This window comes from Gelidibacter maritimus (genome assembly GCF_014062315.1).
In the GTDB taxonomy this organism is placed as follows: Bacteria; Bacteroidota; Bacteroidia; order Flavobacteriales; family Flavobacteriaceae; genus Gelidibacter; species Gelidibacter maritimus.
On the sequence record NZ_JACGLT010000026.1, the window covers coordinates 1 to 22,033 of the forward strand.

The window sequence follows — 22,033 nt, forward strand, 5'->3', positions numbered from 1 at the left end:
GAACAAGCGCATCCCCAACCATAGGGTCTTCAAGGGCATCGCCACTACGGGGCGTTCCACCATGGGCTGGTTCCACGGCTTCAAGCTGCACATCATCATAAACGACAGGGGTGAAATACTGAACTTTACCATAACCCAGGCGAACGTGGACGACAGGGAGCCGCTCAAAAATGAACGTTTTCTGGACAAGATCTATGGAAAGCTATTCGCCGACAAGGGCTACATTGGAAAGAGCTTGATGGAAATGCTGTTCATCGATGGCGTACAGCTGATCACATCCATCAGGAACAACATGAAGAACTCGCTGATGACAATGTCGGACAAAATATTGCTGAGAAAACGATCGGTCATTGAAACGGTCAACGACGAACTAAAGAACATCTGTCAAATAGAGCACTCGAGGCACAGAAGCTTCGGAAACTTTTTGGTAAATATCATCACAGGACTGATAGCCTATAGTTTCTTGCCAAAAAAGCCAAGTATTAAATATCATACCGTAAAAACAGATCAACTCGTGCTTTTTTAATCGAACTCAGGTTAATAATAACATTGAACAACAAAGCCTCCAATTGAAATACTGAGAATGTACTAACTTTTCATTAAGTTCAAAGTAAGCGACCACAAAGACCGAGTCATCTAATTCGTGCATATCGGTCTTAATTTGAGAAACAAAGCACCCATCATTTTAGCGAAATCAGGAGTATCTTAAAAGAGAAATTTATATGCAGAAGCATAAAAAGCATGGTCCAAATCAACGGCTTAATCCGTAGGCTAAGGATGATTATTATTCTTACCACGAATTGGTATGAGCGGGGGAACTGACTTACACCTAAAACCTACTATATAGATAAATTCGCTTTATATGGAACCGTACGAAGCTCATTTATTATTTTTTACCGTCAGTCCTCCTTAATAACAGTCCTCTATCTATAGATTGAATCGCAGATCAGAAGCTCAGATTTTTTCATGAAAAGTCCAAGAGCCCTATACTTTGCTCACTTGGAAATAAGAAAAACTTTGCAGCTTAATAAGAGCTTTAAAAATCAATTAAAACGTTCCCACACTTAATATTTAGATAATATTCAGGTAACCTGAAGGAAGTCATTAATCAGTAAATTTGTAGGAAATTTAAATTAACCTAAATCTGAAACTATAAGAATAAAAAACTTTTTGAGTTAGTCCTCTAAATTTAAAGCCCGTTTCTGCTGTAACAGAAACGGGTTCTTTAAAAAAACTACAGTATAAATCCATAGTTAAATTATCATGACATACAATTTACGTAAATTTTTAACACATTTAAAGAATTCGTTTTTTTTCTTTATCTTTTTCCCTCTCCTTTTTAACACCCCTCTAGTTCACTCTGCAACTGACTCTATACCACATTCAATAGATTCTTTCTCTAAAAAAACCAGTTTAAAAAAAATAATTCAGCAAACACTAAAGGGCGTTGTTCTGGATGATACGGGAATGCCTCTTCCTGGAGCATCAATTACCCTGGCCAAAACCACAAATGGGACTTCTACAGATTTTGATGGAAATTTCAGTCTTTCCATAACTGAATTACCTGCTACGATTAGAGTCTCCTATGTAGGCTTTAAAACACAAGAGCATATTATTGAATCTTTAAGTGTCCTTCAGATTCAAATGGAGCCAGACGACAACACACTAAATGAAGTGGTTATTACTGGGTATGGCCAAGAATCGAGAAGAAATATAACCGCTTCCATTGCTTCTATAAAACCATCAGAAATAACTTCAATCCCCACTTCAAACGTTACCGAAATGCTTGAAGGACGACTTCCAGGCGTGCAGATACTTAGTGACAATAGTCCAGGTGGTGGCACCTCCATTCGCGTTAGAGGGTATGGTACTATCAATAATAATGATCCATTAGTTGTGGTTGACGGTGTTCCCGTTTCTAATGGTTTGAATGGAATCAACCCCAATGATATCGAAACTATTCAAGTTCTTAAAGATGCCGCCTCCTCTTCCATTTATGGTTCGCGAGCCGCTAATGGCGTAGTCGTTATTACTACTAAAAATGGCAGCAAAAACGGATCGTATAAGGTTAATTTAGACGTTTACAACGGGGTGCAATCTTCATTTAATTTGCCTAAAATGCTGAACGCTCAACAATATGGAAATTTATTATGGCAAGCTTCAAAAAATGATGGTCAAACACCAGCAAGCGATATTTATGGCAATGATCCCAACACCTCTACAATTCCAAAATGGCTTAATAGTGAGCAAACCATACCTTCGGGAGATGTGTCTTGGATTGATGAAATTATGCAGGTTGCCGAAGTTCAATCTTACAATCTGTCTTTATCTAAAGGGGATGAAAAGGCACAGCATTCCTTTTCTTTAGGCTATTTTAATCAAGAAGGAATTATTAAACACACTGGTTTTAAGCGTTATTCTGCACGGTTTAATTCCAACTATAACATCGGGGATTTCGTCACTATTGGTCAAAATTTTACCGCTTCCTACAAAGAGCGGGTTTCCGTGGGTACCAATAGTGCTTTGGGAAGTATTGTTTACAATGCTTTGCAGTTTCCATCTATAGTTCCCCTAAAAGATAGTCATGGTAATTATGCAGGAAATCCATTAAATGATATCGCAAATCCTTTAGGCAGCTTAAATCGCAGTAAAGATAATAAGCAAAAAAGCATACAGGCTTTGGGTAATATTTTCGCAGAATTAACCCGCTATGATTTTACTGCACGTACGTCATTAGGTTTGGATTATCAAGCAAATAACTATCGTGGTTTTTCACCAGTTTACGATGAAATTCTATCCAAAAACGATGTGAATTCCCTAAGTACAACCAATAGCTTTAACTATCAACTTACCTGGACAAACACCCTTCATTATTCCAAAAAATTTAATCTGAACAGCCTAGATATTCTAATAGGACAAGAGGCCATAAAATACTATGATGAAGGTTTTGGCGCTTCACGCCAAGGTTTTCTATACGAAGACCCAAACTTCCGTTACTTGACTTATGGAACACAAAATCAATTAAATTTTGGAGAAGCCAGTGAATGGAAACTCAATTCCTATTTTGGCCAAGCCAAATACAATTACGATCATAAATACCTGATTACAGCAACTGTAAGACGGGATGGAACATCTAGGTTGGCAAATAACAATTGGGGCACGTTTCCTTCGTTTTCTGCAGGATGGCGTTTAGACCGAGAAGAATTCTTTGATTTTGGTGATACTTTTTCGTCCTTTTTAATTCGTGGAAGCTGGGGTCAAACCGGAAATCAACAGTTACCTTCTTATTCAACAGTAGACAGCTACAGTAATAACAATGCATTTTCAGATTATGGTATTAATGGCGGGCAAAACTCGGTAAGTACAGGTCTTACACAAACACGGGTTCCTAATCGAAATCTGGAATGGGAAACATCAACTCAAAGTACATTTGGTTTCGATCTTGGTTTCTTTAACGATAAACTTCAACTCACGGCAGAATATTTCAACAAAATGACCGAGAATATTCTGGTATACAACATAATCCCACTTACTTATGGTGGTACAAATGATGGCCAATGGATCAATGATGGTAAGATGAAAAATAAAGGCTTTGAACTTGACCTATCTTATGCAGATAATAGTAATGATTTTGGTTATAATATAGCTTTAAATCTCACAACCTATAAAAACAAGCTCACCGAGTTAAACAGCGTTCCTTATTTAGGTATCCCTAGTTCCACCCTGCATAGTGTCAATTTCGACCAAGAAGTCTCGAGAAGTGCCGTGGATCAATCTATTGGTTCCTTTTATGGCTATACGGCAAACGGCTTATTTCAAAATGTGCAAGAGGTTGCTGACCATGGCTTACAGCCTAATGCACAGCCCGGCGATATACGCTTTGAAGATTCAAACGGCGATGGAGTATTGGATAATAAGGACCGCACATTCATTGGTTCTCCGCACCCCGATGCCCTGATTGGTTTAAATTTAAATTTTACTTATAAGAATTTTGACTTAGGCTTGTTCTTCAACGGCAGTTTTGGTAACGACATTTATAATTTGACAAAATATAAAACGCATTTCTTTAATCAGGCGGCCTATAATAAAGACTCTGCATTATTAAATGCATGGACTCCAGAAAACTCAGGGTCTTCAATTGCTCGACTATCTCTTGATGATCCTAACAATAACATCAGGCCTTCTTCTTATTACGTAGAAAATGGTTCTTACTTTAAACTGAACAACGCCCAGCTTGGTTACACTATTAATTCAGATATCCTTAGTGGTATGGAACTTAGAATTTATGGACAAGCCACAAATCTTTTTACAATTACCAAGTATAGCGGTATGAATCCACAAATAGGTTTACAAAATTATTCTTCCAGTAACAGAAACTTGGATATAGGTGTCGATCGCGGTATTTATCCACCGTCACGTACTTTCACATTAGGAATCAATGCAACTTTTTAAAAAACATATTATGAAAATAATTAGAATAACCCAATATATCTGTATTCTTGGCTTAGCACTTCAAAATATGTCGTGCACTAACGATTATTTAGAAGAGACTACTTATGGAGAAGTAGCGCCCTCTGAAATGACTAAACCTGAAAACGTCGAACGCGCCATTATTTCTGCATACAGCGTACTTAATGGACAATTTGATGGTGCTAGCAATGCTTATAATTCGCCAGATTCCAACTGGAGCTTTGGCGATGTTGTATCTGATGACGCTTATAAAGGCGGGGGCGGAACTGGCGACCAGAACAACATTCATCAAATGGAGATCTACAACACAAATTCAACCATTATCGACGTAGAACGTAAATGGATGGCGCTTTATGAAGGCGTTAAGCGCAGCAATGAAGCGTTAAGGCTTCTTAAAACTTCTGAAGATTTTGATGCTGATCTTAAAGTAAAGCGCTTGGCAGAACTTCATTTTTTACGTGGTCATTATTATTTTGAGTTAAAAAAAATCTACAACCATATTCCGTACATTGATGAATCAGCAGAAACGGTTGGAGATTATGCAAAGTCCAATACAGCATTAACCTCAGAAGAGCTATGGGCTAAAATCGAACAAAATTTTCAAATCGCTTATGACGGGCTACCAGATACACAAGCCGAAATTGGACGACCTACAAAAATTGCGGCCAAAGCATATCTAACGAAATGCTATTTATTTCAAGAAAAATGGCAAAACGTTTATGATGCTACTTCCGAGGTCATGCAAAGTAGTTATGGCTTGTTAGATGATTTTCAGGATGTCTTTTTACCCGAAAATGAAAATAGCAAAGAAATTATTTTTTCTGTACAACATACTGTAAATGATGGACAGCCTAGTAATTATAATGGAAGCATTGGAGATCGATTGACGGCACCAGGAGGTCCATTTTATGCACAATATGGCTTTCACCGTCCGTCCCAAAATTTGGTGAACGCATTTAAAACTGATGTAACCGGTTTACCAATAGTTAATAACAATACCAACTTAACATCAACTGACATGGTTGACCCACGACTTGATATTACAGTTGGAAGACCCGGAATTCCCTACAAAGATCTTGGGATTCTATATGAAGAAAATTGGGCACGTGATTTAGCTACTTATGGCGCTTTCGGTCCAAAAAAGCGCATCGTTTCGGTAAACTCCTCGGCTTACGTTAATGTTTGGCCCTACGTCAATGCCTTAAACTATTATATCATTCGCTATGCAGAAGTTATTCTTTGGCGTGCTGAAGCCGCTGTGGAACTGGATAAGCTTGAAGAAGCAAGACACCTTGTAAACCAGATCAGAATGCGTGCTGCAAATACAGCAGCCGTGCAAAACTTGAATGGAACTGCAGATGCTGCCAATTATAAAATAGCAACCTACGAAAACTCGTGGATTGATAAAGTTCAGGCACGTGAAAGAGTTCACCTAGAAACACGTCTAGAACTGGCTATGGAAGGGCATCGCTTTTTTAACCTTGTACGTTGGGGTAAAGCCGGTCAAGTCCTAAATGATTATCTTGAAGTTGAAAAAACAAGAAGAACACATTTAACCAATGCCAATTTTAAAACGGGAACCAATGAATATTGGCCAATCCCACAACGTTACATTGACGGAGCTCCAAGCGGTATGGTAACACAAAGCCCGGGATACTAATCCAATTAATCAGACCAAAAAGTCAATGGAGAATGGGTTAAAAGCATTTCATTAGAATATGCAGCACACCAACTTCAATAACTTTTTGGTCAATTTTTCTACATATTTCAAGTATGAATAAATTTTATTTTAGCCTGATGTTATTTTGTTTCTTTAATATTCAGGCTCAAACCAAAATGCATTATGATGCCAATTTTAAAGCATCTCAATCCAATAATATTGTTCAAGACAAAAACTTTTACTTATTTACAGCGATTCAGAACGACCCAAAAGTCACTGAACTTTTAGAGGTTAATCCTGTCTTTAAGTCACTATTAAAGTCGAAAAACGAGGAAATAGAAAATAGTCTTAAGCACTGCAAGGATAACTCTGCCTGTTTGGTAAAAGCGTATTCGATTTCAGAAGACAACATCGCTAAAATTGGTGTTGAACTTGAAAACTCTCTTAAAAAATCATCGGCTTTTAAACGTTTGGTGACTGAAAACTTAAGACCTTCTGGAAAGTATGAGAATTTCAAAGAACTCTCTGATGAAAAATATCTGTCGGCCTGCTGGAGGCTATGTGCAGCTGGCATGAATCGCATTCTAAGCGTTTATGGCTTGGGTGAATCCCCACAATATAGGACTATGGATTCTATCTCATACGATGTATCTACCGACTATTATCGGGGAGCTTTATGGATGTGGAGTGACATGCTTCATCATAAAAAACCTACCAAAAACAAACTCTTTTTTCAACCAAGCCTTGATTTCTCTTTATCACTTTTATATATGAATCACAGGGATGAAGCGGCTCGTTATGAGCCTTTGGAACTTATGGAGAACCAAAAACCGAGAACAGAAATAAATTCGATTAACTTTAAGGATTACGACTATCCCGCAATTCTGATATTAGGCAACGGTCCTGAGAATTACCGAGATACCCTTTCGGCTTTGGGAAAACTCAATTTACAATTAGGCGCGCTCGAATTTCAACAAAAAAAAGCCCCTTTTATTATTGTTTCGGGAGGTCATGCACATCCGTTTCGAACCCCATTTGCAGAAGCGGTTCAAATGAAAAAAGAACTCATTCAACGTTATCATATTCCTGAGGAGCGCATTATCATAGATCCATATGCAAGGCACACAACTACAAATTTAAGAAATGCAACGCGGCTCATGCTTGCCTACAACATCCCGATTGATCGCCCTTCACTCGTAGTTACCAACAGCATGCATAGCCAATATACAGGTGCTAATAGTTTTGCAGAACGTTGCCTGGAAGAATTGGGTTATTTGCCTGCTGTAATAAAAAAACGTTTAAACTCGACTATTTTAGAATTTCAACCTAAAATTGAGTCGCTACACCAAAACCCTTTCGATCCATTAGACCCTTAGAAATATGAAAAAAATAGCTCTGATTATAGTGGTATTATTCTGCGCCGCTTGTCAAAAGGAAGAAGAAAATCTTGTTATAAATGATTACAAAAGCCCTGCTGATCGCGTCAATGTGTTTTTGGGTACATCTGGAGATCACGGACAACTCTCTCCTGCTGCTTCTTCGCCATTCAATATGATGAGTATCGGACCGCAGACCAACCCTCATATACACACGGGTTATGATCATTATGCTAAACAATTTGATGGTTTTACACACACTCGCATTGAAGGTGTGGGCTGTACCGGAAGTGGCGGTAATATTCTTATAAAACCTGTTTTAGATGAAGATGTGCAGACACTACTCATTAAAAAGAAAGAGCATGCTCACCCTGGTTTTTACTCTGTTTCTTTTGAAAACGGAATAAGTGCCAAAATGAGTGTAAAAACGAATTTTGGAATTGAGCACTATAAATTTCCAAAACAAAAAAGTGGGTTGCTAATTGATCTGTCTTATGCTTTCGCGAACCGCTTCGTCAAGGAAGCTCACAACATCAACGACAACCTGATCTATGGCTACATCGATACTAAGACCACTTGTGGTGCGGGAATTTATCGCATCTACTACGCTCTAAAGATTAGTAATCTTGCGCAACTCACACCTATGGATGAGCACCGCTTAATGGCTGTTCGTCATGACACCACCGCGCCTATGGAGGTGCGTGTTGGTTTTTCATCGGTCAACACCGATTATGCAATCAAAAGGATCGAGCCTATTTCTATTGAAATACTTCAAAAAAATACGACGGTTGCTTGGAACAAATTATTAAACCGTATTCAGGTTCAGGGAGAAGCAGATCGTGAAAATCTATTTTATTCTTTACTCTATCGCGCCCTCCAAGCCCCTTATCTCGTTTCAGAAGAAGATTGTGTTTATCGGGCCATTGACGGTTCTTTGCAAACTTCAAATTTTCCAGTTTATAACGGTTGGGCTATTTGGGACAATTACCGAGAACAACTACCTATGCTGTCACTCGCCTACCCCAATGAATTTGGTCCTATTGCCAAATCAATAGGAAATCTCTATCGTTACGGTAAAAAAAATTGGGCCACCATGAACGAGCCTTCGCCCACCGTGCGAACAGAGCACGCAGTAGTTGTGCTTCTGGATGCACATCAAAAAGGATATCCCATTAATATTGAAACTATAAAAGATTCCCTAATGGCTGAAGCAGTTCGATTGGATTATAGTTCTCCCGATAAAGCTTTGGAATCCTCTTATGATAACTGGGCCATTGCCGAATTGTTGAGAATAAATGGCGATACCTTACCAAGTGCAAAATATACTGAGAAGGCACTAGAATATAAAAAATTCTGGGAAAAGGATTTTGCAGATTTATCAAAGAATGATATCGACCAAATGCAAGCACGCGGTTTGTATCAAGGTACGATTTGGCAATACAGATGGTTTGTTCCCTTTGATATTGCCGGCCTTAAAGAACTGGCCGGTGGCGAAGACGCTTTTATAGAACAGTTGGACCAATTTTTCTCTAAAAACAACTACAATCATGCCAATCAACCCGATTTACAAGTTCCTGGACTTTATAACGCTACGAAACAACCTTGGAAATCTCAAAAATTATTTCGCAATATCATGCTGGATACGGTTGTGCAAAATTACTTTAATGACAACAGTAAAGGAATCGATCCTTATATCGGGAGAATCTATAAAAACCAACCCAAAGCTTTTATACGCACCATGGACGACGATGCAGGTACTATGTCCTCCTGGTTTGTAATGAGAAGCATTGGCTTTTCTCCAGCAAATATTGGCAGTCCTGTATATTACTTGACTGCTCCTATTTTTAATTCGGTTGAGATGGCTTTGGATAATGAAAAATCTTTGAAGATAGAAGTTAAAAACTATAATAAAGACCATTTTTATATTCAGTCGGCGCAGTTGAATGGCGAAGCACTCACTAGAAACTGGCTCACGCAAGAGGAGCTCACCCAGGGAGGACTTCTCATTATAGAAACTGGAACCGAACCCAATAAACATTGGGGTATTGAAAATCAATGGCTATCTCGTTATGAAAAATAAAATGCATATTAGATGTGATTATTAATATCATCGCATACAAAAAACCCAGATATGGAAATTTTAAAGTTTGTAAGTGCAAATTAAATCATTGATGTTAGCTCTCAATGATTAGCCAAGTGCTGAAATCTTCCTATAAAGAATTACAACAATCTATGCATATTCGTAAAATCCCACAACTTTTTGACTTGATCCCTTTCCATACATTTTTCACAAAGCGTTTTGGTTATGACAATGGAGAACGCATTCACTTCGGCTCGACCACGATCATGACAGGAAACAATGAAGATCCTATCAGAGACCATACAGCGAGCTATCTGGAATTGGCAGAGTTTATTCAAATCAATGGTGCTATGGCGTGTGAGAATTTAGAGCAATTATGGCGTAGAATAGTATTTAATATTTCAATATTAAACACAGACGACCACCTTCGTAATCATGGATTTATCTTAACAAGCCAAACTTGGATATTATCTCCTGCCTATGATGTAAATCCATCTTTAGACGAAGATGACTTGGCACTTAATATAGATATGGATAACAACGCCCTAGATTATGATTTGGTATTAAGCGTGGGTGATTATTTTCGATTGACAGACGAACAAATGAACGACATAGTGCACGACGTTAAAGCTGCTATTGTGGATTGGGAAGAATTATCTGATGAAATAGTCATTTCAAAATATGAGCTATGAGCAAAGTTTTTAACCTCAGTCCGATCTAAGGGTTTAACAAAAAAGAATCAATTGTCTTGTGCGTTCTGTTTCAAACTTAATACTTGGTTTTTTTCTTGAAAAGAATAAGCGATCAGACTAGCGACCAAGTTTGCAGTAAAGTTCCAAAACTCCTGTGGCTGGACTGTTCTGCTCGGGCAATATTCCTTAATTGGTCATTAATTGGTTCTATGACAGAGGGTTTTTCTTAGCAATATCTTATCCTCATGGTCATCATTACGTTTTTCAAGTTGTTCCTGATACCGGTCACCTGGTGCATGCTCCGGTCGAATAACAGGGACGCAAGTTCTTTTGAGAGATAGCCCTTGTCACCATATCGGGTGCTGTATATCTTCTACAAAAAGTTTTCTTATTTTAAAGGCATCCTGTCATCCACATTGGCGTGGGTTATGATAAAGTCGAGCAGCTCTCCCTTGTCGTTTATGATGATGTGAAGCTTAAAGCCATAGAACCAGCCCATTGTTGATTTTCCTATGGTGGCTATGTCCTTAAAAACCTTGTTCTGCGCTATCGGCTTGTTGCCACAGGCACGGATGGATGTAGAATCCACAAACGAAATTCCTGTACATTCTCCCAGACAACAGGTCTTCATATATAGGGTCAACGGGAGTATATTGGATTGTATAAGTTCAACAAAACGGTTGTAGGAAACGGTATTCGGGAATTCTTCTCCTAGCTTGGTCCTGAACGTAATGGATATAAAAGTGCTTGAAGGTTCGAATACCACTCAAATGGAACAGAACGATAATGGTAACTATCTCGCTGGGTGACATTATAAATTTACGTTTTCTTGTCATTTTTCCTGTGGAAAGTCGCGCCTTTTGCAGTGCAGAGTCAAATAGCAAGGCAAAATCATCGATAGAACAGAGAACTTCAGTAATTTTCATCTTTAGAAATAATAAACAAAACACCTCTTAACCTACTAAACATTAATACACTAAAAAATCGCCTTTCTTACGTCGAACTCAGGTTTCAAATGTAATTTGGGAAAGACACACCTATTGTACACAATTATTCTCCAAAGATAATATTAGACCATAATGCTTATTTGTAACCTTAAAAACGGTTTTTCCTCTCTCAAGATACTAAAACTACGATAAAACTATCCTTAAGGATAACATAATTTTGATAAGCTGTTTGTTAATATCATACGAATTCAAATGGAATACGGAGTCTTTGTATGTACTATATTACTTAATGAATACACTATATTATCCTCTTTGGATCAAATACTATAATGGAATAGGATAAATGATTAATTTCAATGGACATATTAATTTTTGATTTTTAAATTAGAAAACATGCCTAGCGTTAGAATAGAAGTTCGGAAAGATTACAATAAAGAAGACGGAATAAAAATAATGAATGCCGTACATTTTGCATTACAAACTGCGTTCAAAATCCTACCATCGGATAAAGTCCTGAGATTGGTCAGCTATTCACCAGAGAGGTTTGAGTGCCCAAACAACTTAAGTAAACCTGAATGCTATACGTATGTATGCATAGATGCTTATAGTGGTCGTTCAGTAGAAGCCAAAAGAGATTTATACAAAAGCATTGTTGATAACTTAGAGCCTTTAGGTATACCTAAGGATCATGTTCTCATTCTTCTGAGAGAATCTTCGCAGGATAATTGGGGAATAGAAGGAGGGCAAGTTGCCAGTGAAGTCAAACTCGGGTATAAGATTGATGTATAATATGATGCATGTTAATTATGTGACTAAATCCAAAGCAAAAAATCAGACTTTAAATAGTCCGACTTTTTTAGACCAAACGAAAAGTCTCATTCCAAATGGATGTTTTATACAGTCATATTGGCCGAGACTTTTAGTGGAATTCTCTCCAATTTCACGTTGAAAATTCTCTTAATTTTTAAATAACTTATAATAATGTGTAGCGGCAGCCAAATCTTCTAAAGCATGTCCAACAGATTTGAACAAAGTAATTTGTTCATCGTTACTTCTACCTGAATGGCCTTTAGCAGCCATTAAAAACAAATCTGCTTTAATATCTTGTTCTGCCAAAACTCCGGTGTTCAATGGAATGACGATATCACCACTTTCTTTTAGCCCGCCTTCATAAGTATCTACAAACACTTCAGATTTTTTTATGGCATCATCATCAGCTTCTCGCATATCCGGACGATAAGCGCCAACCAAATCGACATGTTGACCAGGTCTTAAGAACTTGCCCAAAACAAGTGGTGTTGATGAAAGAGTTGCGGCAGAAATGATATCCACTTCGCTAATTTTATCTTCAATATTTCTTATCGCCATTATTTCGAAATTCTCCTCACTTAAGTCCGCACAAATTGCCTTTGCTTTGTCATAATTTCTGCCCCAAACATAAACTCGTTCTATGGGCCTTACACTTGCGTGGGCCTTAATAAGATTTGGAGATAGGGCTCCAGTTCCAATCACTAATAATGATTTTGAGTCTTTTCTACTTAGATATTTTGAGGCTAAGGCTGACGCTGCTGCAGTACGTTTTACAGTTAAACTTTTAGCTTCTATGATTGCTTTGATAGAGCCTTTTAAGGCATCTAAATAAATATAAATGGCTTGAATGGCAGGTAAATCAAACTTTCCATTCGCTGGACTAACCGTCGCTATTTTCACACCAGCTTGCTTTCCTGGATTCCAAGCTGGCATCAATAATAGCGTGGATTCCATACCAACTTCTGGATTAGGAAAATCATGATGATGTCGCATGGGCACCAAGAGTTCTTTGTTCGCAAACATTTTTTCTAAGTCTGCAATTAAATTTGAGAAATTTGTGTTATTCTCAACAAAATCTGCATCAATTTGGACGATATTTTTCATAAAGGTTATGGATATACGGTTATTATTGTTCGTCTCTTATGAATTGAATAAATCAATTTATTTTGAACGCCCACCTTGGGCTTTGACGATTATCATAATATAACATTCAAAACTCACAAAACAAAAAAGTAAAGAAATCCCATTAACTAAAGACAATTAGCTAATGAGATTCTTGAATTCATTCCATTTAATTATAAATGATAATTATTAATTGAAGGATAGGCCTCCTAAAGATTTTTGTAATCTGGTAAAGTAGGCCTGGTTTTTAGACTATCCTCAATTGTTTTTATAGCATATTTTCTTTCGTCTCCAATCAGCGGTAAACGTGGTGGCCGCACATTTTCAGTACCAAGACCGGTATAAACCTCAGCCAATTTTATGTTTTGTACCAATTCTGGAACAATATCCAATTCGAACAATGGCATAAACCATCTATGAATGTCTAATGCTTCTTTAATTCGTCCGGCTTTAATCAATTCGTACATAGCAACAGTTTCTTCAGGAAATGCACAGACCAAACCTGCTACCCAACCGTCAGCGCCAAGAACCATACTTTCAAAAGCAATGGTATCTACGCCTGTCATAATTTTTAATCGATCCCCAAAACGATTTTTTATCCTGGTGATATTCATGGTATTTCGCGTCGATTCTTTTACCGCTTCAATATTGTCATGTTTTAATAACTCATCAAACATTTTATGGGTGATTTCTATTTTATAGTCCACAGGGTTATTGTACACCATTATTGGTAACGATGTGTTTTTGGCAACGGCGTTAAAAAACTCCATGGTCTCTCTATCCGTAGATTTATAGCGCATTGGAGGCAACATCATAAGCCCTGATGCACCATCTTCTTCTGCCATGTTTGCTGCCTTAACCGCCGCTCTGGTAGATTGTTCTGCCAGTGTTATCATAACAGGCACTCTTCCTTTAACCATGTCAACTGTGGTTTTTGTCAAACTACGTTTCTCAGCTTCTGACAAGGTACTTGCTTCACCTAAAGTACCTCCCAAAACGACACCGTGTACACCAGCATCGAGTTGTGCTTTAAGATTGGTTTCAAACATTGCAAAATCTAAAGTATCATCATCATTAAATTTTGTTGTGACTGCTGGCATGATGCCTTCCCATTTTACACTCATAGATTTAAATTTTATTGTTGTTAATATTATTCACCAAAGTTAATTAAGAAAGGCATGACGTAATGGTTCTTATTTATCAAGTGTTAATACTATATTGTCCTACCTATAGTAAATAATGTTTTTTTTGAGTAATATTAGAGTCTATTTTCAACCAAATCTTGTAAACAACAGTTTCGCCACAAAATTAGAATAAGTCCAATTCGCGTAAATCAGCTTTTTCAAAATTCACCTATAAGATCAACCGATATGAGAGTACTGCCTTTTAAAATACCAAAACCGGAACATGACGCTCTGGTATATCAGGAAGATATAGGCGTGTCATTCTATGATCAATTACACCAACATGAAGAAATCCAGGTGAGCTATATTATTGAAGGTGAAGGCAAGTTAATTGTTGGAGACACCATCAATTTCTATAAGCCCAATGATATTTTGGTCATTGGTAGCTATCTACCACATCTTCTTAAAAGTGATACCAGCGTTTATAAGACATCGAAGATGTTAAGTCTGTTCTTTACAAAAGATTCCTTTGGGGAAAAGTTTTTTGAACTGGAAGAGACTAAGAGTTTACAGCCGTTGTTTACAAGAGCCACCCATGGACTGAAGGTCATTTCAGATAAAGAAGATATGGCCAAATTATTCCTGAAATTAAGATCGTCGAACAAGTTGGATCAGTTTTTAATTTTGTTGGAATTGTTAAAAATGGCATCTACCTGTGAATACAAAAGCTTATCCTCTTTTATATATGATAAACAATACACGGACTATGAAGGCAATCGAATGCGTAATATCTTTGAATTCACAATGAGCCACTTTAACACCAATATTACTTTAGAAGCGGTTTCTGAGAAGGCAAACATGACCAAAAATGCCTTCTGTAAATACTTTAAAAAACGGACAAATAAAACCTATTTTCAATTTTTAACCGAATTACGAGTAGAACATGCTACTAAGCTATTGCTCTCAAAAAACAAATTTACCATTGCCGAAATCGCTTATGAATCTGGATTTAAAAACATATCCAATTTTAATAGACAGTTTAAAGAGATTAAGAAAAACACGCCTTCCGATTTCAGAAAAGAAAGAACATGATTTTTTATATCAAAGCAGGTATGGCGAGAAGAACCCAAGTCTTTCCGAAACAAGCACTATATAAAGTGTCAAAATTCACGAATGATTGGTTAAAAATTCCTCCAAAAATTGAGCAGCATCCGAAAGAGCCAAACTATAAAACTTATCACAGCTTCACTAGTTGGCTCAATAAACACTGACCTGAATTTTACAAAGCCTATTTTCAATCGGAATATTCAGATGTCGTCTTCACGAATAAGGTATTGAGAAATAAAGACCTAAAACTATGCTCCAAATGGGTCGTCGATAGACAACATTGGCTCAGTAAACCATTTTGGCCCTTGTTCGGTCATATAAATATGATCCTCAAGGCGAATTCCAAATTGATCTGGCACACAAATCATGGGTTCGATACTAAAACACATTCCTGGCTCTATTAGAGTCTCTTCATTTCTTATGACATAAGGCCATTCGTGAATATCCAGACCAATTCCATGCCCCGTACGATGTGGCAATCCGGGCAATTCGTAATCCGGTCCAAGGCCATGCGCTTCTATCACTACCCGCGATGCATCATCAATGGAAGAAAAAGTATTTCCTAATCGAGCGGCATTAAAAGCGCCCAATTGGGTTTCTTTTTCTATATTCCAAATACGTCTTTGTAAGTCCTTTATTGTTCCGAGCACATAGGTTCGGGTAATGTCCGAGAGGTACCCATGCAATTCACAACCGGTATCTATCAGAACTACTTCGCCGTCTTCCAAATCCTTTGGGGCTTTCACACCATGCGGAAATGAGGTATCCACACCAAACAACACAATGCAAAAATAAGACCCTGAAGAAACTCCATAACGCTTATGCGCTTCATGAATGAAGTCAGTGACTTCTTTTGCGCTGATGCCAACATGCAAAATCCTTGCTACTGCTTTTTGTACTTCTAAAGTAATATTCATGGCATGCTGAATGATCGCGATTTCAGCTTCGGATTTCACCATTCTACATCCCGCAGTGACCGGTTTAGAGTTAACAAGTTCAAATTTCGGATTTGCTTTTGCGATACCATCGCTAATAAAAAACGATGTGCTTTCATCAATTAGAACAATGCCGTCATCCACACCATTTTCAGAGCATGCTTGAGCCAACAATTGATATGGGCTTTCGTGTTCTTCCCAACAATGAATTGGTCCTTCAACCACCATAAAATCTAAAATTGTTCCTTTTTCGAAGTTTGGCGCGATATAGTGCAAGCTTCCATCAGGAAACAATAAAGCACCAACCATACGTTCGCTTGCATTCCATCTGGTCCCGGTAAAATAGTACAGATTTGTCCCTGCATCTAAATACATGACTTGCCCTTTTAGATCCTGCATTAATTTACAGGCTTTATCAATACGTGAATAAAACTCGCTTTTTTGTATTGGCTTCACTAAATGTGCATTAGGCGTGATAGCATTTAATTCGGCTTCAATTGTACTACCGCCGATTCCTGTTGTTTTCATAAATTATTAAATTTTACCGATTTACACACTTAGTTTCTGTTTTATTTGATTTTGATAGATTGGTTTACTTTCGACCATTCTTTCAATTGTTTTATGAAAAATACTAGTTTTATTTTGTGACCGATTTATTCTAAAGCAAAATTCATCAAAGTAAGCTTGAATATGCCATTTACTCACATGGGTTGGTATAGCCCTAAGCCATGATTTAACCTGCATAATTATAATGTGTAATTGTTTAAAGTTTGCTCCGTTATTGCTATAAACTTGCTTGATGTTATAAGCTTCTTTTAAAGGTTCATATCCTCTCCACTTATCAGTGATTATTTTAGCCGATACACTTATAGGTTCTTCAAATATTGGTGTTAATGACTTTGCGGAATAATCGTCAATAGACTTGATATATACTCTTTTTACTTTGTTGTTGTCTGTTAATTCTACTGCGATTACGGCCTTTTTATTTTTTGTGTCATAACTTCTTCCTTGTTTTCCTTCTTCTTTTCCACCTACCGTAAATTCATCAACATGAATTAGCTTCTCTAAAGGGTACTCTTGACTGCTCTTCATGGCCGTACGCACTTTTTGCATAAAGAACCATGCTGTTCCTTGGCGTATGCTAAAACGTTTGCCCATTTGAATACTTGAAATACTTTTGCTAATGGTACTCATCTCAAAAGCAACACAAAATGCTTTTTGCAAGCCAAACTTAACCTTGTGAAAAAGCGTATTTGCTGTTGCGCTTTCTACATGATGGCAGGAGTAACAATGGTAATTGTAATCGGCCTTTTCACATCCTTTTGTAGAACCACATTTACTGCAGGTAAAACCGTCTTGCCATTTTATTTTTGCTAGATATGCTTTACAAGCTTCATCATTTGGTAGTTCTTTTATAAAGTTTAATATATCTTGTCCTTCAAATTGTTCCATATCTCTTATTTTAAAGGATAATAGATAAGGAAACTAAATGACTAACTCAATAATTTTAAAAGCTTCTGTCTGGCTGGAACGGATCAAGATTGAGGGTGGTCTTTTTACCTGAAATCACCTCAGAAACCAACTTACCGGTAGCAGGCCCCAGCCCCCAGCCCATCATCGCATGTCCTGTTGCAATGGTCAAATTTACGCACTTTTTCGACCTTCCTATATAAGGTAAACCGTCAGGTGATACTGGACGCAACCCTGACTGTGCATTGTTTTTATCTTCCTGATCTAACGTGATTTCAGGATAGTACTTGGTTACGGCATGGGCAATAGCATCAACTCTTGCTCTATTGATATCTTGATTGATCCCCGCTATTTCCATAGTCCCAGCAAAGCGCGTGAATCCATGCATTGGCGTTACCGCAACTTTAGCTTCGGACAGTATGGCCGGAATGGATATCCCCGTACCTTGATCAGTATTAATACGATACCCTTTTCCTGCCTGTAATAGCAATTGCAAAGATAGTTTTTTACTTAAGAATGAACTCCACGAACCCGCCGCAAGAACAAATTCGTCGGCTTGATGATTTTTTTTATTTGTTGTAATGGAGGTGATAGATCCATTTACCATTTCAATATCATTCACTTTTTCATTGGTAAAAAACGCCACCCCAGATCCTTTTAAATAGGTTTTCATATCGCTCATAAACTCTTGAGGCGTCATGTGCGAGTCACATTTATAATATGTTGCTCCTTTCACATTTAACTTGACGTTAGGCTGAAGTTTTCTCAAATCGTCCAGACTGATTTCTGAAGCTTCCAAACCAATTTGCCGTGCCAAATCTGCCACTATAATTTCTTCTTCAAGCATTTTTTCAGATTGACACAACATCAATAAGCCTTTATTCTCCAACTGAAACTGAAAACCTTCATCTTGCTTTATACTACTATATAACTCTTGGCTCAACATAGTAATGTCTCTAATTATCGGGACGGATTTGTTCACATGTTTTGCCGTACAGGATTTATTGAACGCCAAGGTCCATTTCATAAAATCAACATCCAACCGTGGCTTGATATACAAAGGACTGGATTTATTAAACATCCATCTAATTCCTTGTCTCATCACTCCCGGAGCTGATAAGGGAATAAAATGGCTGGGCGATAAAAAGCCTGCATTAACGTAAGAGGCGCCCATATCTAAATTGGATTGATCTATAATAGATACTTTATGTCCTTCCTTGTGAAGATAATATGCAGAACATAAACCGATAATTCCGCCGCCAATAATAATGACTTCCTTGTTCATTTATTCTAAATTAAATTCCCAAATTGGCTTTGCTCCCAAAAGAATATACATACTTTTTCATCCTATCTGAATTTTCAAATGACCTGAAATCCGAACGCGTACGGATCATCGTCATCATCAATAATAATAGTATTGTACCCATACACTTTTGCCCAACCTTGTACACTCGGAATAATGGCCGATCTTCCGTTTAAAGTCGTCTCTTCAACAACGCTGCCTATAAATTTACTACCTATAAAGCTCTCGTGGATAAACTCCTCCCCTATTTTCAGAATGCCTTTTGCATAACGTTGTGCCATAACAGCGGAGGTTCCTGTGCCGCAAGGACTTCTATCAATGGCTTTATCGCCATAAAATACTGCATTTCTTGCTGTCGATGTTGGATCTGTTGGTTTTCCGGTCCATAGAATATGTGATACATCTCTAATGGAATCATTTTCCGGATGGATAAACATGTTTGGATATTTTCGGTTGATTGCATCTCTCAGTATCTGAGAATATTGAATCAACTTACCCGCGGTAAAATTTTCTACACCTGAAAAATTCTGCTGTGGATCTATGATGGCATAATAGTTTCCGCCATAAGACACATCAAAAGTCAGTTCGCCCAATTCAGGACAATCAATGCTTAAACCTTCGGCAGCCAAATAACTCTTAACGTTGGTTAAACGTACCCAATCCACTTTATTTCCAGTGGTCTTATAATCAATTTCCACCAAGCCCGCAGGCGCCTCCATCCTTATCTTTCCTGGAACCTTTGGCGTTATCAAACCTTCTTCAATAGCTATGGTTATGGTACCAATCGTACCATGACCGCACATGGGCAAGCAGCCAGAGGTCTCAATAAATAAAATGGCAAAATCATTTTCGGGATCATGTGGCGGATAGAGGATACTCCCACTCATTATATCGTGTCCACGAGGTTCAAACATCAAGCCTCTCCGAATCCAATCGAATTCTTTTAAAAAATGCAATCGTTTTTGACTCATCGTTTCTCCAACCAAATGAGGGCCGCCTTCTTTAATAACTCGTACTGGATTTCCGCAGGTATGTGCGTCAATACAAACAAATGTACTTCTACTCATCGCTTTATTAACTTATTTAGGGTAAATCTTATCATTCTTTTAAATAGTTTCGGTAACCACAAATCATAATTATAATCTATCAAAACCGCATTCCTTTAAACCACTATCGTTTTAAAGCACAAGGTAATAACGCATTAGGAAAAGACTGATAACTCACAGGTCGCACCCATCTTTTTATGGAATTTGTTCCAACGGCGGTAAATCTTGAATCGGTAGATGCCGGATAGGGACCACCGTGTTGCATTGATGGGCAAACCTCAACCCCTGTTGGAACCCCATTAAAAATGATTCGCCCTACTCTATTTTCAAGCGCATCAATAACATCGTGAAGATTGGGATGATCTTCTTTTTCGGCAATAATAGTGCCCGTTAATTGCCCGTCCAATCCATTTATGATGTTGATTAACTCCTCCTGATCCTTAGCTTTAACCACTAATGCAAATGGACCAAAGGCTTCAAGGTGCAGCTTAGGATTTGCCAAAAATTCCTTTCCTGAAACACTTGTGATCTGCGAAGGCCCCTCGTTAGCATCAATTGCTTTTTCAACTTTCCCAACAACCTCTGTTCCTGCTTGAGAAGACACCATATTTACATTATCAACAAATGCTTTCTTAATATCTGGATGCAGCATATACTGTGGAGCGATAGCTATTGTTTTTTTGGCTAAATCTTTTTTGAATTGATCTGTCCCATCACCTTCAACAGTCAATAACAAACCTGGTTTTGTACAAAATTGTCCTGCTCCCATTGTTATAGAGCCAGCAAAAGCTGTCGCAATATTATCCGATCTATTCTCTATAGCTTTTTGGGTAATAATCACAGGATTGATACTTCCCATCTCCGCAAAAACGGGAATAGGCTCTTTACGTTGAGAGGCAATATCAAACAGTGCTCGACCGCCAGAAATACTTCCTGTAAAGCCAACTGCTTTCACCTTATCGTGCTTTACTAATTTAACACCTACAGTTCTTCCGCGACCCATAATATTTGAAAAGACCCCATTAGGCATTCCAGTTCTTTCCGCCGCTTTAATAATAGCCGAAGCCACCAACTCTGCTGTTCCTGAATGCATGGCATGTGCCTTAACAATAACTGGACACCCGGCAGCTAAAGCACTAGCAGTATCTCCACCTGCAGTCGAAAAAGCCAAAGGAAAATTACTTGCAGCAAAAACCACCACTGGACCTAATGGTATTAAGGTACGTCTTAAATCATCTTTTGGTATGGGCGTCCTTTCTGGCATGGCTTCGTCAATGGTGTTCTCCCTCCAATCCTCATTGGATACTAAATCTGCGAAAGAACGCAATTGGAATACGGTCCTTCCCCGTTCACCAATCGCTCTGGCTTCAGGCAGTCCAGATTCTGAAGTATAAGAATCTAATAATTCTTGATCCAAGGCTAAAATTTCATCGGCAATAGCATTTAAAAACTCTGCTCTTTTCACCCCGGCAACTTTCCGATAGATTTTAAAAGCACTCCAAGCCAATTCAACGGCCTCATCAACTTCATCAGAAGTAGCTTCATAAAATGCTGTTTGATTTTGAATATTAAGTCTTGGGTTTATAGTTTTATGTGTTTTATCACCACTCGCTTTTAACGTGTTGCCTATATAATTTTTTCCTGTTATCATTTGTCGTTAATTTTAATTTGTTTAAGGTTTATTTATTTGTAAACCTCAAATACAAAAATATAATTACCCATAGAGTGATTACTTTAAATATATCTAAATCCTATTAATTGACTTCTCTTACTAATATATTCCCACAAAACCGATAACAATATTTTGAATCCATAAATTTAGATCGAACATACATATTATAATAATAGATCATTATCCATAACCAATACTATATAATCTAAATTTAAAAGA

15 protein-coding genes and 1 pseudogene are annotated in these 22,033 nt (G+C 37.7%); 8 read left to right on the forward strand and 8 right to left on the reverse strand.

The genetic code is table 11. The features are described from left to right. The 6 genes from H3Z82_RS18750 to H3Z82_RS18775 form a co-directional block, all read left to right on the forward strand. Positions 1–526: IS982 family transposase (locus H3Z82_RS18750; protein WP_182204508.1), on the forward strand; the 526-nt coding region annotated here is incomplete at its 5' end. A gap of 737 nt (positions 527–1,263) precedes the next feature. Further along, positions 1,264–4,452, forward strand: coding sequence for a SusC/RagA family TonB-linked outer membrane protein (locus H3Z82_RS18755; protein WP_182207023.1), 3,189 nt, complete (start codon positions 1,264–1,266; stop codon positions 4,450–4,452). A gap of 10 nt (positions 4,453–4,462) precedes the next feature. Next, complete coding sequence (locus H3Z82_RS18760; RefSeq protein ID WP_182207024.1) at positions 4,463–6,130, forward strand: RagB/SusD family nutrient uptake outer membrane protein; 1,668 nt, start codon at positions 4,463–4,465, stop codon at positions 6,128–6,130. 113 nt (positions 6,131–6,243) lie between these two features. Then, complete coding sequence (locus H3Z82_RS18765) at positions 6,244–7,506, forward strand: YdcF family protein (RefSeq protein WP_235982497.1); 1,263 nt, start codon at positions 6,244–6,246, stop codon at positions 7,504–7,506. Positions 7,507–7,510: 4 nt separating this feature from the next. Beyond that, the gene (locus H3Z82_RS18770) at positions 7,511–9,586 is read left to right on the forward strand and encodes a glycoside hydrolase domain-containing protein (protein WP_182207025.1); all 2,076 of its coding nucleotides are present in this window, start codon (positions 7,511–7,513) and stop codon (positions 9,584–9,586) included. A gap of 152 nt (positions 9,587–9,738) precedes the next feature. After that, a complete protein-coding gene (locus tag H3Z82_RS18775) occupies positions 9,739–10,278 on the forward strand; it encodes a type II toxin-antitoxin system HipA family toxin (protein ID WP_235982498.1) in 540 nt (179 codons plus the stop codon). 33 nt (positions 10,279–10,311) lie between these two features. Here the strand turns inward: H3Z82_RS18775 and H3Z82_RS19880 are convergent. Further along, positions 10,312–11,204, reverse strand: a pseudogene (locus H3Z82_RS19880) (IS982 family transposase). 414 nt (positions 11,205–11,618) lie between these two features. Here H3Z82_RS19880 and H3Z82_RS18785 point away from each other — a divergent pair. After that, positions 11,619–12,014, forward strand: coding sequence for a tautomerase family protein (locus H3Z82_RS18785; RefSeq protein ID WP_182207027.1), 396 nt, complete (start codon positions 11,619–11,621; stop codon positions 12,012–12,014). 168 nt (positions 12,015–12,182) lie between these two features. On the opposite strand, the gene H3Z82_RS18790 is transcribed toward H3Z82_RS18785, so the two are convergent. Further along, positions 12,183–13,139, reverse strand: coding sequence for an ornithine cyclodeaminase family protein (locus tag H3Z82_RS18790; RefSeq protein ID WP_182207028.1), 957 nt, complete (start codon positions 13,137–13,139; stop codon positions 12,183–12,185). A gap of 227 nt (positions 13,140–13,366) precedes the next feature. Further along, entirely contained in the window at positions 13,367–14,281 is a 915-nt protein-coding gene (locus H3Z82_RS18795; RefSeq protein ID WP_182207029.1) for a dihydrodipicolinate synthase family protein, read from the reverse strand. A 246-nt stretch (positions 14,282–14,527) separates the two neighbouring features. Here H3Z82_RS18795 and H3Z82_RS18800 point away from each other — a divergent pair, with 246 nt between their 5' ends. Beyond that, positions 14,528–15,373 carry an AraC family transcriptional regulator gene (locus H3Z82_RS18800; protein WP_182207030.1) on the forward strand — a complete coding sequence of 282 codons (846 nt, stop codon included), beginning with the start codon at positions 14,528–14,530 and terminating at the stop codon, positions 15,371–15,373. Between the two features lie 263 nt (positions 15,374–15,636). Here the strand turns inward: H3Z82_RS18800 and H3Z82_RS18805 are convergent, their stop codons facing one another. From H3Z82_RS18805 to H3Z82_RS18825, 5 genes are all read right to left on the reverse strand, one after another. Next, positions 15,637–16,851, reverse strand: a complete 1,215-nt coding sequence (locus H3Z82_RS18805) for a M24 family metallopeptidase (protein WP_182207031.1) — start codon at positions 16,849–16,851, stop codon at positions 15,637–15,639. A 21-nt stretch (positions 16,852–16,872) separates the two neighbouring features. Next, a complete protein-coding gene (locus H3Z82_RS18810; RefSeq protein ID WP_182207032.1) occupies positions 16,873–17,775 on the reverse strand; it encodes an IS1595 family transposase in 903 nt (300 codons plus the stop codon). A 55-nt stretch (positions 17,776–17,830) separates the two neighbouring features. After that, positions 17,831–19,078 (reverse strand): NAD(P)/FAD-dependent oxidoreductase, encoded by a 1,248-nt coding sequence (locus H3Z82_RS18815; RefSeq protein WP_182207033.1) that lies wholly within the window; start codon positions 19,076–19,078, stop codon positions 17,831–17,833. A 74-nt stretch (positions 19,079–19,152) separates the two neighbouring features. Next, entirely contained in the window at positions 19,153–20,163 is a 1,011-nt protein-coding gene (locus H3Z82_RS18820) for a 4-hydroxyproline epimerase (RefSeq protein WP_182207034.1), read from the reverse strand. A 103-nt stretch (positions 20,164–20,266) separates the two neighbouring features. After that, positions 20,267–21,793, reverse strand: coding sequence for an aldehyde dehydrogenase (NADP(+)) (locus tag H3Z82_RS18825; protein ID WP_182207035.1), 1,527 nt, complete (start codon positions 21,791–21,793; stop codon positions 20,267–20,269). Between the last annotated feature and the right edge of the window lie 240 nt (positions 21,794–22,033).

Excerpts from the sequence above, each read along its gene's own strand:
- H3Z82_RS18795 (WP_182207029.1), bottom strand. The coding sequence starts at position 14,281 with ATGAGTGTAAAATGGGAAGGCATCATGCCAGCAGTCACAACAAAATTT.
- H3Z82_RS18770 (WP_182207025.1), top strand. The coding sequence starts at position 7,511 with ATGAAAAAAATAGCTCTGATTATAGTGGTATTATTCTGCGCCGCTTGT.
- H3Z82_RS18755 (WP_182207023.1), top strand. The coding sequence starts at position 1,264 with ATGACATACAATTTACGTAAATTTTTAACACATTTAAAGAATTCGTTT.
- H3Z82_RS18800 (WP_182207030.1), top strand. The coding sequence starts at position 14,528 with ATGAGAGTACTGCCTTTTAAAATACCAAAACCGGAACATGACGCTCTG.
- H3Z82_RS18805 (WP_182207031.1), bottom strand. The coding sequence starts at position 16,851 with ATGAAAACAACAGGAATCGGCGGTAGTACAATTGAAGCCGAATTAAAT.
- H3Z82_RS18815 (WP_182207033.1), bottom strand. The coding sequence starts at position 19,078 with ATGAACAAGGAAGTCATTATTATTGGCGGCGGAATTATCGGTTTATGT.
- H3Z82_RS18785 (WP_182207027.1), top strand. The coding sequence starts at position 11,619 with ATGCCTAGCGTTAGAATAGAAGTTCGGAAAGATTACAATAAAGAAGAC.
- H3Z82_RS18790 (WP_182207028.1), bottom strand. The coding sequence starts at position 13,139 with ATGAAAAATATCGTCCAAATTGATGCAGATTTTGTTGAGAATAACACA.
- H3Z82_RS18765 (WP_235982497.1), top strand. The coding sequence starts at position 6,244 with ATGAATAAATTTTATTTTAGCCTGATGTTATTTTGTTTCTTTAATATT.
- H3Z82_RS18810 (WP_182207032.1), bottom strand. The coding sequence starts at position 17,775 with ATGGAACAATTTGAAGGACAAGATATATTAAACTTTATAAAAGAACTA.
- H3Z82_RS18825 (WP_182207035.1), bottom strand. The coding sequence starts at position 21,793 with ATGATAACAGGAAAAAATTATATAGGCAACACGTTAAAAGCGAGTGGT.
- H3Z82_RS18820 (WP_182207034.1), bottom strand. The coding sequence starts at position 20,163 with ATGAGTAGAAGTACATTTGTTTGTATTGACGCACATACCTGCGGAAAT.
- H3Z82_RS18760 (WP_182207024.1), top strand. The coding sequence starts at position 4,463 with ATGAAAATAATTAGAATAACCCAATATATCTGTATTCTTGGCTTAGCA.
- H3Z82_RS18775 (WP_235982498.1), top strand. The coding sequence starts at position 9,739 with ATGCATATTCGTAAAATCCCACAACTTTTTGACTTGATCCCTTTCCAT.